Below are 17,753 nucleotides of genomic sequence, written 5' to 3'. Positions count from 1 at the left end.
GCCCGGCCGGCGCAGCCGGTGGGAGGGTGAGGGCATTTTTTCACCGACGTCGTGGACTTGCCCTCTCCCCGCCGGGGAGAGGGTTTAAGTCAGGCGGCCATGGATATGACCTTGTCGCGTTCGCGGGCGGCGATCTCGTCGCCCCAGTGGAGCAGCTCCATGCGGCCGTCGAAATGCTCGACCAAGGCGGTGCAGCCTTCGACCCAGTCGCCGTCGTTGTAATAGGCGATGCCGGCGATCTCGCGCATTTCGGCGGTGTGGATGTGGCCGCAGACGACGCCTTCGACGCCGCGGACGCCGGCGGCGTGCGCGACGACTTCCTCGAAGTGCGAGATGAAGGCGACCGCGTTTTTCACCTTGGCCTTGGCGTGTTTCGACAGCGACCAATAGGGCATGCCCATGCGGCGGCGCGCGCCGTTGACCCAGCGGTTGAGGCCCATGAGCATCGTGTAGGCGGCGTCGCCGATATGCGCGATCCAGCGGTGTGCGAGCGTGATCGCGTCGAACTCGTCGCCGTGGAGGACCAGCAGGCGGCGACCGTCGGCGGTCTCGTGGATCGCGTTGCGGCGGATCGAGATGCCCCCCAGGTCGAGGCCTGAATATTGCCGGAACACCTCGTCGTGGTTGCCGGGGATGTAGACGACGCGGGTGCCGCGCTTGGCACGCTTGAGCAGGCGCCAGATCACGTCGTTATGCGCGGCGGGCCAGTAGAATTTCTTCTTAAGCCGCCAGCCGTCAATCATGTCGCCGACGAGGTACATCGTCTCGCTGTCGACGTGATCGAGGAAGTCGTTGAGCATCCCCGCGTTGCAGCCGCGCGTGCCGAGATGGACGTCGGAGATCCAGATCGTGCGATACTGGCGGCGTTCGACGACCGGCTCGGGTACGGCGGGCCGGGAGTGGATGAAGTCTGCGATATCGGTGATATCGGCGCCAACGAAGCTAGATGGCGAAAACGTCGTGATGGCGTTCATGAGCCTGCCCCCGCAAAACTATCCTTGTCGCGAGTATTAGCCGAGTATTGTTACACGGTGGTCGCAGTCTGGTGACTGTTCGAAGTCAGCGAATCTATCGTGTTTATAGCTGAAACAAGGTCAGCATGTTTCCCCGCGAAGGCGGGGATCCAGACTGGGCTCCCGCCTTCGCGGGAGAACGAGTTTTGTTAGGCAACCGAACTGAACGCGCCACCCCGGCGCAGGCCGGGGCCCAGTTGGAGAGGTGGCAATAACGAAGCGCGCCGCCCACTTACTCAGCGTTCCCACCTGGGCCCCGGCCTTCGCCGGGGTGGTGCAGTACGGGTGGTAGGCGTTTGCCCCCCTCACCCCATCGTCAGCACGATCTTCCCGACGTGATCGCCGGCTTCCATCCGCGTGTGCGCCGCCGGTGCATCGGCGAATGCGAAGGTGCGATCGATTACCGGCTTCAGCTTGCCAGCCTCGACATGCGGCCAGACGGTGCGCGCGAGTTCGTCGGCGACCAGCGACTTGAATGCGGTGTCGCGCGGGCGGAGCGTGGAGCCGGTCAGCGTCAGGCGGCGGCGCATGATCTCGAACAGGGGCACCGTCGCCATCATGCCGCCCATGACCGCGATCGACACGTGGCGGCCATCGTCCGCAAGGCATTGCAGGTTGCGCGGGACGTAGTCGCCGCCGACCATGTCGAGCACCGCGGCGACGCCCTTGCCGCCGGTGATCTGTTTGACGCGCTCGACGAAATCCTCCGACTTGTAGTCAATCGCGTGGGTCGCGCCGAGGCTCAAGGCCGCTTCGCACTTCGCCTTCGAGCCGGCGGTGACGATGATGTCGATGCCGAAGACGTTGCACAGCCCGATCGCCATCGTGCCGATGCCGCTGGTGCCACCGTGGACGAGGACGGTGTCGCCCTCCATCGCGTAGGCCCGCTCGAAAAGGTTGGTCCAGACGGTGAAGAGCGTTTCGGGCATCGCCGCCGCCTCGACCATCGTCAGCGCCTCAGGGACAGGGAGGCACTGGCCGAACGGTGCGACCGCGTATTCCGCATATGCACCGCCCGAGATCAGCGCGCAGACGCGCTGGCCGATCTGTTCGTCGCCGACGCCGTCGCCGACCGCGACAATCGTGCCGGAAATCTCCATGCCGAGGATCGAGGGCGCACCCGGCGGGGGCGGATACTTGCCCTGGCGCTGCATGACCTCGGGACGGTTGACCCCGGCCGCCGCCACCTTGACGAGCACTTCGCCCGGCCCCGGCCGCGGCACGGGACGGTCGACGAGCACCAGGACGTCGGGACCGCCGGGCTGTTCCGGATCGATCGCCTTCATGACGTCAGGCAAACCTAAGTTATTCGAATTGTTTTCGGGTATCGCGGTCATCTGCTCGTCACGTCCCTTTTGAACTTCGCGCCTTATTGACATCACTCCGGTGCGGGTCAACGTTACAGAAATTATGGACCCGGAAGACACCCCCTCCCGTCCCGACGATCTGCTCGATGCGCTCGTGCGACAGGACCTCGATCCGTTGTCGGTCGCCGAGCTCGATGCACGCATAACCGTGCTGCAAGGCGAGATCGCCAGATGCCAGGTCAAGAAGGACCGTGCGGTCAGCCACCGCGCCATCGCCGACGATCTTTTCAGGCGGTGACCGCCGCCGCGGTGCCTTTGATTGCGGCCACGGCATCGACCGGTACTGTCCTTTCGACCGATGTGGGACGGCCTCACCGCTTCGTCATCCCAGCAGACGGAGGGGCCCAGAGTTACGAGCGTCCGCCTTTATGGCTCTGGATCCTGGGTCGAGCCCAGGATGACGGCGTGGGTAATGCGGGTCGTTCGATCTTTAACCGACGCAGGAACGGACAGGGCCGGGTTCAAGTGCTTGATGCGACCGATATCAGTTCCGACATAGTGGCAAAGGGCTCGCGTTCTCGCGGCCCGACAGGAGTATTGTAAATGCCATCATTTGCACCCGCCCTCGAGACCACGCTGCACAAGGCGCTCGAGGCGGCATCGTCCCGGCGTCACGAATATGCGACGCTGGAGCATCTGCTGCTCGCGCTGATCGACGACGAACATGCGTCGAAGGTCATGACCGCGTGCAACGTCGAGATCGGCGATCTGAAGAACACCGTCTCGCACTACCTCGACAGCGAACTCGACGCGCTGAAGGTCGATGCGGCGACCGATCCCTCCCCCACCAGCGGGTTCCAGCGCGTCGTCCAGCGCGCGATCCTGCACGTCCAGTCCTCCGGCCGCGACGAAGTGACCGGCGCCAACGTGCTCGTCGCCTTGTTCAGCGAGCGCGAGAGCTATGCCGTCTATTTCCTGCAGCAGCAGGACATGAGCCGCCTCGATGCGGTCAGCTTCATCAGCCACGGCGTCGGCAAGGGCGGGCAGCAGGCGACCGAAGCATCCACGCCAAAGGGTGCGGACGACGAGAAGCCGGCCAAGGGACAGGAGAAGGGCAAGACGGAAAGCGCGCTCAAGCAATTCACGGTCGACCTCAACGAGAAGGCCAAGAACGGCAAGGTCGATCCCCTGATCGGGCGCGGGCCGGAGGTGGATCGCACGATCCAGATCCTGTGCCGCCGGTCGAAGAACAACCCGCTCTATGTCGGTGATCCCGGCGTCGGCAAGACCGCGATCGCGGAAGGCCTGGCGCGGAAAATCGTCGAGGGCGACGTGCCCGACGTGCTGTTGCCTGCCGTGATCTACTCGCTCGACATGGGCGCATTGCTGGCTGGGACGCGCTATCGTGGCGACTTCGAGGAGCGGCTGAAGGCGGTCGTAAACGAGCTCGAAAAGCTGCCTGATGCCGTGCTGTTCATCGACGAGATCCATACCGTGATCGGTGCGGGTGCGACGAGTGGCGGTGCGATGGATGCTTCGAACCTGCTCAAGCCGGCTTTGTCGGGCGGCACCATTCGTTGCATCGGTTCGACGACGTACAAGGAGTTCCGCAATCACTTCGAGAAGGACCGCGCTCTGCTGCGGCGCTTCCAGAAGATCGACGTGAACGAGCCGACGATCGAGGATACCATCAAGATCCTCGCTGGCCTGCGCTCGGCGTTCGAGGATCACCACAACGTCAAGTACACCCCCGATGCGATCAAGTCGGCGGTCGAGCTGTCGGCGCGGTACATCAACGACCGCAAGTTGCCGGACAAGGCGATCGACGTGATCGACGAGGTCGGCGCGATGCAGATGCTGGTGCCGCCGAACAAGCGCAAGAAGACGATCACGCCGAAGGAGATCGAGCAGGTCATCGCGACGATGGCACGCATTCCGCCGAAGTCGGTCTCGACCGACGACAAGCTGGCGCTGGCCACGCTCGAGACGGATCTGAAGCGCGTGGTGTTCGGGCAGAATGCGGCGATCGAGAAGCTGTCGTCGGCGATCAAGCTGGCGCGGGCGGGTCTGCGCGAGCCGGAGAAGCCGATCGGCAACTATCTGTTCACCGGGCCCACCGGCGTCGGCAAGACCGAAGTCGCTAAGCAGCTCTCGACGATCCTGGGCATTCCGCTCCAGCGGTTCGACATGTCCGAATATATGGAGCGGCATTCGGTCAGCCGTCTGATCGGTGCGCCCCCGGGCTATGTCGGGTTCGACCAGGGTGGTCTGCTGACCGATGCGATCGATCAGAACCCGCATTGCGTGCTTCTGCTCGACGAGATCGAGAAGGCGCATCCGGACCTGTTCAACATCCTGTTGCAGGTGATGGATAACGGGCGGCTGACCGACCAGCACGGCAAGTCGGTCGATTTCCGCAACGTCATCCTGATCATGACGACCAATGCGGGCGCCAGCGACATGGCGCGCGAGACGGTCGGCTTCGGCAATTTGTCGCGTGAGGGCGAGGACGAGGTGGCGGTGACGAAGATGTTCACGCCGGAATTCCGCAACCGTCTCGATGCGGTGGTGCCGTTCGGGTATCTGCCGACCGAAGTCGTGGCGCGGGTGGTGGACAAGTTCATCCTCCAGCTCGAGCTTCAGCTGGCGGACCGCGGCGTGCATATCGTCCTCGACGACGAGTCGAAGGCGTGGCTTACCACCAAGGGCTATGACAAGCTGTATGGCGCACGGCCGATGGGTCGCTTGATCCAGGAGAAGATCAAGCAGCCGCTCGCCGAGGAACTGCTGTTCGGCAAGCTCGTCCACGGCGGCGAGGTGACGGTGAAGATGAGGGACGGCGCGTTGTCGTTCGCGATCGAGCCTGCCGCGCCGAAGAAGCCCAAGAAGAAGGGCAAGGTCGAGACCGTCGAGACGGAATAGTCTCGGGTTGCGGTTGAGGTGAAGAGCCCGCTGTCGGAGCGATCCGGCGGCGGGCTTTTTTATGCAGCGGGCGTTTTGAAGGTGACGGTTTTGGGCGGTCGACTTCCGCTCGGTGGCGCTGAACTTGCCGAGGTCACCGCATCACCTGGGCTGGTTTCGGCCCTATCCCTCACATCGAGAGAAGCGTGTTCTTCCCGGCGGCGGACATTTAGGCTGGGCTCCTGCCTTCGCGAGAGAATAAGAAGCGCGCAGGCTGCTATCGGACATGCCGGTACGAATGCCCTGAAGGTACTTCACCTCCCCGGCGGAGGCCGGGGTCCAGTTGGGGGACGCAGCTAACGACGCGCAACGCTCCGTTTCCGCAACCTTTCCAACTGGACCCCGGCCTCCGCCGGGGAGGTGCTGATGTCCGAATGGGATAAGGCCGACAAGTTTTCGCAAGGCAAGTGAGACGACTGATATGGCTTTCCCAGATTTATATCGGTCAGCCGCTCCTATCGTCCCCGCCGAGGGAAGGTGACTGGCGCTCTCCACACGTAGGGAGCGGTCCGCGGTCGCCTCTGTTCCGTGCCCTCCCCCTCCGACGCTACACGCCCCCCTGGCGGGGAACGATTTACAACCAAATTGGACCGCGTTTACCGATAATTGGGGAAGCGGTGCTAGTGTGGCGGTATGGAACGTTTGGCATGGCTGCGATGGATGATCGGCGCGATGGCGCTGTCGTTCTGCGTTGCCTTCGCGACTCCGGCCGCAGCCATCACGGGCACGCCCCTGTCGGTATGCGTGCGTCCAGCATTACCGGGCCAAACGCCGAAAGCACTGTTTGCGCACCCTGACGGGTTCGACTGCACCACACCGCAGACGCGGTTTGGCGGCGGCGATTTCTGGGTGGTGTCGAAGCCGCTGCCCGCAAATACGACGTGGGCCGATACCGTGCGGATCGGCAGCACATGGGTAAACCGCGTCACGCTGTATGTCCTGTATGCCGATGGCGCGATCCGCCAGACCGCATTCACCTCGCGCACCGCAGGACAGTTGCTCGGGCTCGGCGCGGTGATCGTCCAGCCGATCCCGTATCACGACTCCGCGCCGGTCCGGCTGCTCTGGCACATCGAGGGTGCGGCGAACCTGCGCGGTCTCATCCTCGGCCCTGCGATCGCGGACCACCAACAACGCGACGTCACCGAAATCCTGCTGGCAGCATTGTACGGCGCATTTGGCGGGATGGCGCTGGCGCTGATGGTCTACAACCTGGCTTTGTGGGGGGCGCTGCGACAGGCTTTCCAGCCTGCCTATTGCCTGCTGGTGCTGTGCCTGCTGGCCTATGCGCTGACGTCGTCGGGAGCACTCGGGCAGATGGTCCCCGCCCTCGACAATAACGACCGGCAGCGGCTGAACACGCTGTTCCTTGCCGGGTCCGCCGTCTCGGCCTTGCTGTTCGCGCGCGCGTTCTTCGAGCGGCCGGTGTTCGCAGGATGGCTGCGGCCCGCGAGCACCTGGGTGATGGTTGCGTTGCTGACCAGCGCGACCGCGTGGGCAGCCTTCGCTCCGTGGCATTTCCACCTGCTCGATAGGTTGCTCGCGACGGCCTACCTCGCGTTGCTGATCCTGATTCCCACCGTCCTCTACAACGCCTGGCGCACGCGCAGCCATTTCCTGTGGCTGTTTTCGCTCGCATGGAGCGTGCCGATCGCGGTGGCCGGCCTGCGCGTCGCGAATGCGTTCGGCCTGCTGAAATGGAGCCTGTGGCTCGACAATTCGACGATCCTGTCGATGGCGCTCGAATCGATGCTGTCGAGTCTGGCGATCGCATATCGGATCCGCCTGTTGAGCGTCGAGCGCGACGAGGCTCGCGAACAGGAGATCGCCGCGCGGTTGCTGGCGGATACCGAGCCGCTGACCGGACTGCTCAATCGCCGCGCGTTCCTGACGCGTGCGATCGGCCGGCCCGGCGACCAGATGCTGCTGATCGCCGACGTCGACCACTTCAAGCGCGTCAACGAGAAGATCGGCCATGACGGCGGCGACGAAGTGCTGCGCGTGGTCGCGCGCGCGCTGCGCAACGCGGTGCCGGCGGATGCGCTGGTCGCGCGGATCGGCGGCGAAGAATTCGCGATCCTGCTCGACGCGGCGAACGCCGTCTCGCCCGACGCGGTGCTGGATCGCCTGCGCCGTCAGCGGATGCCGTTCGACATCGTGGTGACCGCGAGCATCGGCGCGTGCACCGGGCCGTTGCTGCACGAGAAGGACTGGAAGCACCTGTATCACTGCGCCGATGGCGCGTTGTTCGCGGCGAAGGCCGCCGGGCGCGACCGGGCGCGCGAAGCCCCGGTGTGCATCGCCGCCTGACCGCCGCCTGACCCCCGACTGACCGCTGCCGAGGTTTGACGGTCGACTTGTCGCCGCGCGACATTTGCGACATGATCGCGCGCATTGCCGGGGGGACACACGATGCGAAATCACAAGGGGACGCTGCTGATCGCGGGGCTGGTCACGCTGACCGCGATCGCCATGCGGCATCCGACCGTCGATCTGCGATTGGTCACGCACGATGTGCGCGATCCCGCGCCGCATCGGATGCAGGCGGCGGTCGACTTCGGCCTAGTCGGCGTCTCCGTGCTCTATACCTGGACCGTAAGCCGGCTGCGCTGAACACGCGCGCCATGTCCTTGACCCCCATCGCGTGCCTGCGCCATAGCGGCGGACATGGACACGCCGATCGAAGACCTCGCGTTCGAGGATGCATTGAAGGAACTCGAGCTTATCGTCGGGAAGCTGGAAAGTGGCGATACGCCGCTCCAGCAGGCGATCGAGCTGTACGAGCGCGGCAACAAGCTGCGCCAGCGGTGCGCCGACCGGCTCGACGCGGCGCAGGCGCGGATCGAGGCGATCCGGCTCGATGGCGAGGGCAAGCCCGTGGGCGTGCGCCCGTTCGCGGCAGGCTGAGCCGGTGGCAGCGATTTCCACCACGCTGAAGGATGCGCTCGCTGAGGTTTCGGCGGAGATCGACCGGCAGTTCGACCAGTTGCTGGCGATCCCCGACGATCCGCGTCACGACCTGTACCGAGCCATGCGTCATGCGGCGATCGGTGGCGGCAAACGCCTGCGGCCGCTGCTCGTGTTCGCGACCGCCAACCTGTTCGACGTATCACGCGACTGTTCCGCGAGAGCGGCGACCGCGCTGGAGGCGATCCACGTCTACTCGCTGATCCACGACGATCTGCCGTCGATGGACGACGACGACATGCGCCGCGGCAAGCCGACCGTGCACAAGCTGTTCGACGAGGCGACCGCGATCCTGGCGGGCGATTGCCTGCATGCGCTGGCGTTCGAGATCCTCGCCGATCCCGCCACGCATCCCGATCCGTTCGTCCGCATCGAACTGGTTCAGGATCTCGCGCGCGCCGCCGGCCCCAACGGCATGGCGGGCGGGCAGAAGATGGATATCGAGGCCGAAAACACGCGGTTCGACCTCACCACCGTCACGCGGTTGCAGCAGATGAAGACCGGGGCGCTGATCTCGGCGTCGGTCGAGGCTGGGGCGATCCTCGGGCGCCTGCCACCCGAGGGGCGCGTCGGATTGCGCGGCTATGCGCACGATCTGGGGCTCGCATTCCAGATCGCCGACGACCTGCTCGATGCCGAGGGCGACGAGGCGGTGGTCGGCAAGTCGCTGCGCAAGGACGAGGTCGCGGGCAAGGAGACGTTTCTGTCGCTGCTCGGGCCCGAGCGCGCGCGCGAACAGGCACGGATGCTGGTCGACCAGGCGATCGCGCATCTCCATAGCTATGGCAAGGAAGCCGATCTGCTGCGGGATATCGCCCGCTACGTGCTCGAACGCGACCGCTAGGAGAGCGCAATGACACCGCGAATCGGCGTTTATCCCGGCACGTTCGATCCGGTCACCCTAGGTCACATGGACATCATCCGGCGCGGCGCCAAGCTGGTCGACCGGCTGGTGATCGGCGTCACCACCAATCCCTCGAAGTCGCCGATGTTCACGATCGAGGAGCGGATGGCGACGGTGCGCCGCGAGGTCGCGAGCATCGGCGGCGACATCGAGGTCGTCGCATTCGATTCGCTGCTGATGGATTTCGCCGAGCGGCAGGGCGCGAAGGTGATCGTCCGCGGCTTACGCGCGGTCGCCGATTTCGAATATGAGTACCAGATGGCGGGAATGAACCAGCAGATCAATCCGCGCGTCGAGACGGTGTTCCTGATGGCCGACGTCGCGTTGCAGCCGATCGCGAGCCGGCTGGTCAAGGAAATCGCGCTGTATGGCGGCGATATCGCCAAGTTCGTGCCGGAATCGGTGCGGGTCGAGGTCGTGGCGCGGGTCCAGAAGATCGGCCGCAAGGGGAGCTAACCTTCTTCGCCCCTCCTTGGAAGGGAGGGGTTGGGGGTGGGTCGGGTGCCGCATGACTGGACCGTTGAGGCTCAAGCGGGCCGACCCACCCCCGGCCCCTCCCTTTCAGGGAGGGGAGCAGTTAGGCGTCAGCGGCCCCGCACGTTCAGATTGGCGCAAGCGGGGATTTGCTCTAAGTGGCGGCAGCCTGGTTGCGCCGGGCCTCTTGCGAGTGGGAATTTGATGCGCTTTTTCGTCGGAATGTTCGCGTTGCTCGGGTGCCTCGTCACGGTACCAGCCGCTGCGCAGAAGAAGGATGTCGTGGCAGCCCCTGCGCGCCTCACGCCGCCGCTCACGACCGATACGCAGAACCTGTTGTTGCTCGACCTGTCGACCGGCGGCCGCGTGACGATCTGGCTGCGGCCCGACGTCGCGCCGCTGATGGTCGAGCGGATCAAGACGCTGACTCGCCAGCATTTCTATGACGGCCTCGCCTTTCACCGCGTGATCGATGGCTTCATGGCGCAGGGCGGCGATCCCAAGGGCGACGGCACCGGTGGATCGACGCTGCCCGACCTCAAGGCCGAATTCAATTATCTGCCGCACGTCCGCGGCGCGGTGTCGGCGGCCCGCTCTGACAAGGAGGACAGCGCGAACAGCCAGTTCTTCATCGTCTTCCAGCCGCGCCTCAGCCTCGACAAGAAATACACCGTGTTCGGCCGCGTGATCGACGGGATGCAGTATGTCGACGCGATCGAGCGCGGCGAGCCGCCCGCGAACCCGTCGCGGATCGTCCATGCCTATATCGCGGCGGACAATCCTCCGGCGTATGTCGCTGGCCCGCCGGCGCCTGCGCTCGGTGCGCCGGTGACGTTGCCGGGAACGGCTTCGGGCCCGAACGCGGCGAAGCCCAAGCTCGCGCCGGCCCGCAAGGCGCCGGTCAAGAAGGCGCCTGCCAAGAAGTGAGACTCCGTTGAACGTCGACCTTTTCGACTTCGACCTGCCGACCGACAACATCGCGCTGCGCCCCTCGGCGCCGCGCGATTCTGCACGGATGCTGGTACTCGAAGGTGATCGTACCCTTGATGCGGGCGTGTCCGACCTGCCGTTGTTGCTGCGGCGTGGCGACATGCTCGTGTTCAACGATACGCGCGTGATCCCCGCCCAGCTCGAAGGACGGCGCGGGGATTCGAAGATCGGTGCGACCTTGCACAAGCGCGAGGGCCCGCGTCGGTGGCGGGCATTCATCCGCAACGCGCGGCGGCTTCACGACGGCGACGTGATCGCGTTCGGCAACGGCGTCAGCGCGGCGGCGGTCGATCGCGAAGACGACGGCAGCTACGCGCTGGTGTTCGAGGGCGACGAGCCGGTCGAGCTGCTGCTGGAACGCGCGGGCCACATGCCCCTGCCCCCGTACATCGCCAGCAAGCGCCCGACCGACGAACGCGATGCGGACGATTACCAGACGATGTTCGCGTGCGAGCCAGGTGCGGTCGCGGCGCCGACCGCGGCGTTGCACTTCACGCCCAAGTTGATGGCGGCGCTCGACGCGGCGGGGATCGGTCACGCGACGCTGACGCTGCATGTCGGCGCGGGGACGTTCCTGCCGGTCAAGGCAGACGATACGACCGAGCACCGGATGCACGCCGAGTGGGGCCGGATCGATGCCGCCACCGCCGACCGGCTCAACGCAGTCCGCGCAAGCGGTGGTCGCGTGATCGCGGTGGGTACGACGTCGCTGCGACTGATCGAGAGCGCGACCGGCGAGGACGACGTGATCCGTCCATTCGACGGCGACACCGCGATCTTCATTACGCCGGGATACCGGTTCCGCGGCATCGACGGGCTGATGACCAATTTCCATCTGCCGCGCTCGACGTTGTTCATGCTGGTGTCGGCGCTGATGGGGCGCGAGCGGATGCAGGCGGCGTATGCGCATGCGATCGCTGAGAAGTATCGGTTCTACAGCTATGGCGACGCCTCGCTTCTGCTGCCATGACGGGCGGCATGCTGCTCGCTCTCGCTCTGCTTCAGGCTATCACGGCCGCGCCGCCGCCCGCGGGCGCGCCGCAACCGCCCGCGACGATCTTCGCCGAGCCGGCTGCGCTGTTCATTGCCGCGTGCGATGCGAACGGTGACGGCCGCGTGACGCAGGCCGAACTGACCGCGTGCGTTGCGCGGAGCTATGCAACCGCCGAGGGCGCTGCGTCGGGATCGATCGGGTACATTGCCTATGCCGACTGGGCGCAGGCATGGCTCGGCGATCGCAACGCTTTGCCGAGCCCGTTCGAGATTGATCGCGACGGCGACAACCGGATCACGCTGGCCGAACTCCAGGCGCGGTTCGCGCAATTCTTCGCGCGGTTCGACCGCGACAAGGACGGCGTGCTGACTCGCGCCGAACTCATCACCATCCGCGGCGCGCCGGCCGGCGATCGCTACGGCCTCCGCAAGAAAAAATAATATGACCACCCGTCCCCGCTTCGACTTCACCATCTCCGCCACCGACGGCAAGGCACGCACCGGCGTCATCGCGATGCAGCGCGGCGACATCCGCACGCCTGCGTTCATGCCGGTCGGCACCGCCGCGACGGTCAAGGGGATGAAACCCGCCGACGTGGTTGGCGCGGGCGCGGATATCATCCTCGGCAACACCTATCATTTGATGTTGCGGCCGGGCGCCGAGCGGGTCGCGCGGCTAGGTGGGCTGCACGCGTTCTCGGGCTGGTCGAAGCCGATCCTGACCGATTCCGGCGGCTATCAGGTGATGAGTCTTGCCGACCTGACCAAGCGGTCCGAGGAGGGCGTCTCGTTCAAGTCGCATCTCGACGGCACGCGACATTTGCTAAGCCCCGAGCGGTCGATCGAGATCCAGCGGCTGCTCGGTTCGAACATCGTCATGGCGTTCGACGAACTCGTGCCGACGACGTCGACGCGTGAAGTACAGGCGGCGGCGATGGAGCGATCGATGCGCTGGGCCAAGCGGTCGCGCGCGGCGTTCGATGCGGGCGAAGATCATGCCGAGAACAATGCGATCTTCGGGATCCAGCAGGGTGCGCTGAACGAAGGTTTTCGGAAGTCGTCGGCGGATGCGCTGATCGATATCGGCTTCGACGGCTATGCAGTCGGCGGGCTCGCGGTCGGCGAAGGCCAGGAAGCGATGTTCGGCTGCCTCGACTTCGCGCCGGACCAGTTGCCGGTCGACAAGCCGCGCTACCTGATGGGCGTCGGCAAGCCGGACGACATCATCGGCGCGGTCGAGCGCGGGATCGACATGTTCGATTGCGTGATGCCCACGCGCTCCGGGCGGACCGGCCAGGCCTTTACGCGCACCGGCCCGATCAACATCCGTAATGCCAAGTTCGCCGAGGATATGGGGCCGCTCGATCCCGCCTGCCCCTGCCCGGTCTGCGCGACCTGGGGCCGGGCGTATCTGCATCATCTGGTACGGTCGGGCGAAATGCTTGGCGCAATGCTCATGACGGAGCATAACATCTGGTTCTACGAGACGCTGATGGCGGATCTGCGGGCGGCGATCGCCTCGGGGACGCTGACGCAGTTCGCGAATGATTTCCGTGGCGTGTATGCCCGGAAGAGTGAAGGAGAGCCCAAGTGACGATCAAGATCGACAGCGACACCCCGAACGAAATCCTCGCCGCCGCGAAGGAGGCAAAGCTGCAGGCCGAAGCCGCCGCGCATAACGCCGCGGAGAAGGCCAAGAGCTGGCCGCTCGCGAAGATCGGGCTTGGCGTCGGCATCGGCTCGGCGGCGATCGCGGGCGCAGTGCTGTTCGCGAACCGCAACAAGTAAGGATCCCGATGCGCCTCCTCCGCTCCGCTCTGCTGCTGACCGCAGCATGTCTTCCCGTAGCGGCGGTAGCGCAGACCGCTCCCACGCAGGTTTCTGTGAAGCCGATCGCGTATACCGAGCGTACGCTGCCGAACGGCCTGCGCGTGTATGCGATCCGCGATACCGGCACGCCGAACGTGTCTGTGCAGGTCTGGTACGACGTCGGCTCCAAGGACGATCCCAAGGGCAAGTCCGGGTTCGCGCACATGTTCGAACACCTCATGTTCAAGTCGACGCGCAATCTTGTGTCGGAGCAGATGGACCGGCTGACCGAGGATGTCGGCGGCTACAACAACGCCTCGACCAACGACGACTATACCAATTATTACGAGGTGATCCCGGCGAACCACCTCCAGCGGCTGTTGTTCGCGGAGGCCGATCGCATGGCGAGCCTCGTCGTCGAGCCCAAGAGCTTCGGCTCGGAGCGCGATGTGGTGAAGGAGGAACTGCGCCAGCGGACGCTCGCGCAACCCTACGGCAAGCTGTTCTCGATCTACTATCCCGAGCTTGCCTATCAGGTTCATCCCTATGCGCGGCCGGGGATCGGCAGCCTGGAGAACCTCGAAGCCGCCGGGATCGACGACGTACGGGCGTTCCATGCGACCTATTATCGGCCGGACAACGCGATCCTCGTGGTGTCGGGCAATTTCGATCCGGCACAGCTGAACGGCTGGGTCGACCAGTATTTCGCGGGGATCAAGAAGCCGGCGACCGCGATCCCCCGCGTGACGGTGGCCGAGCCCGCGCGGACCAAGGCGGTGACGCGTACCGTGTACGAGCCGAACACGCCGCTGCCAGCCGTGCTGGTCAGCTATCACCTGCCGCCGGACCGTGACGCGGATATCCCCGCGCTGACGGTGCTGAAAGCAGTGCTGGCGACCGGCGAGAGTTCGCGACTGTACGAAAGCCTAGTGTACCGCGACCAACTGGCGCAGTCCGCGGAGGCCATGCTCGATACCAAGCAGGCGACCGGCAACATGATCGTCTATGCCATCCTGGCAGGCGGCAAGACGGTCGAGGCGGGCGAGGCCGCGTTGAAGCGCGAGATCGCCCGGTTCCGCGATGCACCGGTGACCGCCGCGGAACTGGCGGAGGCGAAGAACGAGATCCTGACCCAGTCGATCCAGTCGCGCGAGACGGCAGAGGGCAAGGCGAGCACGCTGGCCGCAGCGGTGCTGATCGATGGCGATCCGGCGGCGGCTGACAAGCAGTTGGCGGCGATATCGCGGGTGACGGCGGCGGATATCCAGCGGGTTGCGCGGAAATATCTTGGCGACAATCAATCGGCAACGATCCGCTACATGCCACTTGCCGCTAAACCTGCGGGCGGTATCGCGGATACGATCGCGGTGGCGCCGACCGTGCAAGTCGCGGATCTGAAGGGACCGGCAAATATCGAAATCGTGACGCCTGCGCCTGACAGCCAGCGCGTCCAGCCGCCTGCGCCAAGCGCACCTGTATCGCCGACGATCCCGCAGCCGATCGAGACCCGCCTTGCCAACGGCATGCGGCTGGTGACGGTGGAGCGGCACGACCTGCCGATCGTCACCGCGTATCTCGTGACCGCGGGCGGCGCGGCCACCGATCCTGCGAACCGCGCCGGCGTCAGCAGCCTGTCTGCCGACCTGTTGACCAAGGGTACGAAGACGCGGTCCGCGACGCAGATCGCGCGCTCCATCGAAGGTCTTGGTGGTGCGATCGGCAGCACTGCGGCGAGCGACGGGGCGTCGGTCGACGTGACCGTGAAATCGGATCAGCTGCCGCCGGCGATGGCGATCCTCGCCGACGTCGCGATCAACCCGGCGTTTGCGCCCGAGGAGATCGAGCGCGCACGCACGCAACAGATCGACGCGGTCACGCTGGCGCTCAAGGACCCCGCGCAGGTCGCCGGGCTCGTCGCGGACCGGGCGGTGCTTGGCGCATCGCCTTATGGTGCGCCCAGCGGGGGAACTCCGCTATCGCTGAAAGCGATCACGCGCGACGACATCACCGCGGCCTATGCGCGCAGCTTCAAGCCGGACCAAGCGACGCTGATCATGGTCGGCGACGTCACCGCCGCCAAGGCGAAGGCATTGGCCGAGGCGCAGTTCGGCCGCTGGACGACACAGGGCGCAGGTGCACCGAAGGCTACACCGGTCGTCTATCCCAAGCCTCGCGTGATCGTCGTCGACATGCCCGAGGCGGGACAAGCGGGCGTCGTCGTCGCGCGGCCGGCCATCGAACGCGCCGACCCGCGCTATTATGCGCTGGCGGTGGGCAACACCGTGCTCGGCGGCGGCTTCTCGTCGCGGCTGAACCAGGAAATCCGGATCAAGCGCGGGCTGGCCTACGGTGCGGGCAGCGCGCTGGATGCCGGCAAGACCCAGGGGACGATCGCCGCGCGAACCCAGACCAAGAACCCGACAGCGGCGGAGGTGGTAACGCTGATCGCCGCCGAGATGACCCGGATGGGGTCGGCCCCCGTCCCGGCGGCCGAACTCGACACGCGTAAAGCCGTGCTGATCGGCAATTTCGGACGCGGGATCGAGACGACCGCCGGTGTCGCCAACATTCTCGGCGCATATGTTCAGAACGGGGTACCGCTGGGCGAACTCCAACGCTTCACGGGCGCGGTCGGAGCGGTCGATCCAAAGGGCGTGCAGGCGGCGGCGATCGCGCTGCTCGACCCGAAGGCGGCGAGCATCGTCGTGGTCGGCGATGCGAAGCAGTTCATCGCGCCCTTGCGCAAAGCCTATCCCAACGTCGAAGTCATTCCCGAAGCCGCCTTGAACCTCGACACGCCAACCTTGCGGTAAGCAATTCCTGCCACGATGCCGTGCGTCCCGAGACGGGACGCGCTGTAAATACGGAACAGTTCGCGGCGGCATAATCGGCTATACTCCGATTCTCCCGCGGCGGTCGGGCAGAGGCGAGGTAAGTCGGTTGCGGGTTCAGATGCGAACATTTCGGCTGATGCGCCGCATCTGGTTGGGCATGGTTGCGGTGCTGTTGGTGATCGGTGCCGGGATGTCCGCGCAGGCCGCGCTGCGTGCCATCGCGCGCCACGGCGCGGTCACGGCTGATCGCACCGATGCTTCGACCTTGCCGGGCGATACCGCTTTGCCGACGGTGTCGGACAAGCAGGAAACCGCCGCGCCCGCTGCCGGCGTGACCGGGACGATCGATCTTCCCGACCTGCCGATCCCCGCCGGTACGGCGATAGACGTCGGTATCGTCCCCGCCCGGCCATTCTCGACGACCGGCATCTCGGCGATAGATCGCGGCCGCGCGGTGCAGTGCCTGACTGCCGCGATCTATTATGAAGCGGCATCGGAACCCGATGCAGGCCAGCAGGCCGTGGCGCAGGTGATCCTCAATCGTACCCGCCATCCGGCATTTCCCGCGACCGTGTGCGGCGTGGTGTATCAAGGGTCCGAACATGCCGGCTGCCAGTTCAGCTTTGCGTGCGATGGCGCGATGGCGCGTATTCCCAATCGCGCGGCGTGGATGCGGGCGGCGCGGGCCGCGGGCATGGCGCTGTCCGGCTATGTCTACGCACCGGTCGGCCTGGCGACGCATTATCACACTTATGCGGTGACCCCGGCGTGGAACCGCAGCATGGTAATGACCGATGTCGTCGGCGCGCATTTCTTCCACCGATGGAAGGGGTATTGGGGCACATCGGCCGCGTTCAGCCAACATTATGGCGGCGGTGAACCCGTACCGGGGCCGCACACCCCACTGGCACCGATCGCTTCACCCACGCCGGCGATGATCGCTGCAGGCGTCGCCGCGGCGGATACCGTTCCAACGCCGAGCGTCGCGGCTGTCTCGATGGCGTCGGTTCAGCGGGGCGCGATGTCCATGAAGTCCGCCACCCCTACACCCGCGCCGGTTGCCGACGACATGCTGCCGCCCGAATCGCAGATTCTGGATCGCTGGAAGGATTCGGGGAAGCCGTTGAAATAGGGCCGACCGACACTCAGTGTGTTCGGGTGCGGCAGCGCCAAGATTGCTCCGTCGCTCGGTACTGTTCCGTGGTTATACCCATTGTCACCTAACCATCGTCATCCCCGCGGAGGCGGGGACCCATATGCTCACGCGTAGGCGATCACGTCGCGAGGTTTGCCATTATGGGTTCCCGCCTGCGCGGGAATGACGACTACCTGCTTGAAACTATGATCACCGACTGGTTCACGGGCACACTGTTCCGCGGGCCATATTCTATCGATAGGCGGCAACGGAGATCCTGAACTCCTGAGTAAAGCCGAAGCGGCCGAAATAACGCGCGAAAAGAGCGGATTTAGCGGTTCAAACCGGCTGTCGATGGGTTCCAGG

General features: G+C 65.4%; 16 protein-coding genes. 14 read left to right on the top strand and 2 right to left on the bottom strand.

The window, feature by feature from the left end; translation table 11 throughout:
• Positions 1 to 89: 89 nt before the first annotated feature.
• Positions 90 to 974, bottom strand: a complete 885-nt coding sequence (locus tag ASF09_RS01445; RefSeq protein ID WP_060524082.1) for a UDP-2,3-diacylglucosamine diphosphatase — start codon at positions 972 to 974, stop codon at positions 90 to 92.
• A 344-nt stretch (positions 975 to 1,318) separates the two neighbouring features.
• The gene (locus tag ASF09_RS01440) at positions 1,319 to 2,299 is read right to left on the bottom strand and encodes an NAD(P)H-quinone oxidoreductase (protein ID WP_060524080.1); all 981 of its coding nucleotides are present in this window, start codon (positions 2,297 to 2,299) and stop codon (positions 1,319 to 1,321) included.
• Between the two features lie 100 nt (positions 2,300 to 2,399).
• Here ASF09_RS01440 and ASF09_RS01435 point away from each other — a divergent pair, with 100 nt between their 5' ends.
• The 14 genes from ASF09_RS01435 to ASF09_RS01370 all read left to right on the top strand — a co-directional run bounded on the left by ASF09_RS01435 (position 2,400) and on the right by ASF09_RS01370 (position 17,384).
• On the top strand, positions 2,400 to 2,618 hold the full coding sequence (locus ASF09_RS01435; protein ID WP_443024935.1) for a DUF1192 domain-containing protein: 219 nt from the start codon (positions 2,400 to 2,402) through the stop codon (positions 2,616 to 2,618).
• A 305-nt stretch (positions 2,619 to 2,923) separates the two neighbouring features.
• Positions 2,924 to 5,242, top strand: coding sequence for an ATP-dependent Clp protease ATP-binding subunit ClpA (gene clpA / locus ASF09_RS01430; RefSeq protein ID WP_060524079.1), 2,319 nt, complete (start codon positions 2,924 to 2,926; stop codon positions 5,240 to 5,242).
• 672 nt (positions 5,243 to 5,914) lie between these two features.
• The gene (locus ASF09_RS01425; protein WP_060524077.1) at positions 5,915 to 7,591 is read left to right on the top strand and encodes a GGDEF domain-containing protein; all 1,677 of its coding nucleotides are present in this window, start codon (positions 5,915 to 5,917) and stop codon (positions 7,589 to 7,591) included.
• A gap of 102 nt (positions 7,592 to 7,693) precedes the next feature.
• Positions 7,694 to 7,894 carry a hypothetical protein gene (locus tag ASF09_RS01420; RefSeq protein ID WP_060524075.1) on the top strand — a complete coding sequence of 67 codons (201 nt, stop codon included), beginning with the start codon at positions 7,694 to 7,696 and terminating at the stop codon, positions 7,892 to 7,894.
• A gap of 54 nt (positions 7,895 to 7,948) precedes the next feature.
• On the top strand, positions 7,949 to 8,188 hold the full coding sequence (locus tag ASF09_RS01415) for an exodeoxyribonuclease VII small subunit (RefSeq protein ID WP_056047509.1): 240 nt from the start codon (positions 7,949 to 7,951) through the stop codon (positions 8,186 to 8,188).
• A gap of 4 nt (positions 8,189 to 8,192) precedes the next feature.
• Positions 8,193 to 9,092 carry a polyprenyl synthetase family protein gene (locus tag ASF09_RS01410; RefSeq protein WP_060524073.1) on the top strand — a complete coding sequence of 300 codons (900 nt, stop codon included), beginning with the start codon at positions 8,193 to 8,195 and terminating at the stop codon, positions 9,090 to 9,092.
• A gap of 9 nt (positions 9,093 to 9,101) precedes the next feature.
• Positions 9,102 to 9,608: a pantetheine-phosphate adenylyltransferase gene (gene coaD, locus ASF09_RS01405; protein WP_060524071.1), complete on the top strand. Its 507-nt coding sequence runs from the start codon at positions 9,102 to 9,104 to the stop codon at positions 9,606 to 9,608.
• A gap of 222 nt (positions 9,609 to 9,830) precedes the next feature.
• Positions 9,831 to 10,553 (top strand): peptidylprolyl isomerase, encoded by a 723-nt coding sequence (locus tag ASF09_RS01400; RefSeq protein WP_056047501.1) that lies wholly within the window; start codon positions 9,831 to 9,833, stop codon positions 10,551 to 10,553.
• Positions 10,554 to 10,560: 7 nt separating this feature from the next.
• A complete protein-coding gene (gene queA / locus ASF09_RS01395; RefSeq protein ID WP_060524069.1) occupies positions 10,561 to 11,586 on the top strand; it encodes a tRNA preQ1(34) S-adenosylmethionine ribosyltransferase-isomerase QueA in 1,026 nt (341 codons plus the stop codon).
• A gap of 8 nt (positions 11,587 to 11,594) precedes the next feature.
• Positions 11,595 to 12,050, top strand: coding sequence for an EF-hand domain-containing protein (locus ASF09_RS01390; RefSeq protein WP_060524867.1), 456 nt, complete (start codon positions 11,595 to 11,597; stop codon positions 12,048 to 12,050).
• 1 nt (position 12,051) lies between these two features.
• Positions 12,052 to 13,203 carry a tRNA guanosine(34) transglycosylase Tgt gene (gene tgt, locus ASF09_RS01385; RefSeq protein ID WP_060524067.1) on the top strand — a complete coding sequence of 384 codons (1,152 nt, stop codon included), beginning with the start codon at positions 12,052 to 12,054 and terminating at the stop codon, positions 13,201 to 13,203.
• Positions 13,200 to 13,397 carry a hypothetical protein gene (locus ASF09_RS01380; protein ID WP_197978314.1) on the top strand — a complete coding sequence of 66 codons (198 nt, stop codon included), beginning with the start codon at positions 13,200 to 13,202 and terminating at the stop codon, positions 13,395 to 13,397. The genes tgt and ASF09_RS01380 overlap by 4 nt, the downstream gene beginning before the upstream one ends.
• 8 nt (positions 13,398 to 13,405) lie before the next feature.
• Positions 13,406 to 16,231, top strand: coding sequence for a M16 family metallopeptidase (locus ASF09_RS01375; RefSeq protein WP_060524065.1), 2,826 nt, complete (start codon positions 13,406 to 13,408; stop codon positions 16,229 to 16,231).
• Between the two features lie 157 nt (positions 16,232 to 16,388).
• Entirely contained in the window at positions 16,389 to 17,384 is a 996-nt protein-coding gene (locus ASF09_RS01370) for a cell wall hydrolase (protein WP_060524063.1), read from the top strand.
• The last annotated feature ends 369 nt before the right edge of the window (positions 17,385 to 17,753 follow it).

Origin of the sequence: Sphingomonas sp. Leaf242, assembly GCF_001422045.1 — a bacterium.
In the GTDB taxonomy this organism is placed as follows: Bacteria; Pseudomonadota; Alphaproteobacteria; order Sphingomonadales; family Sphingomonadaceae; genus Sphingomonas.
This window is presented reverse-complemented; position numbering and strand designations above follow the sequence as displayed.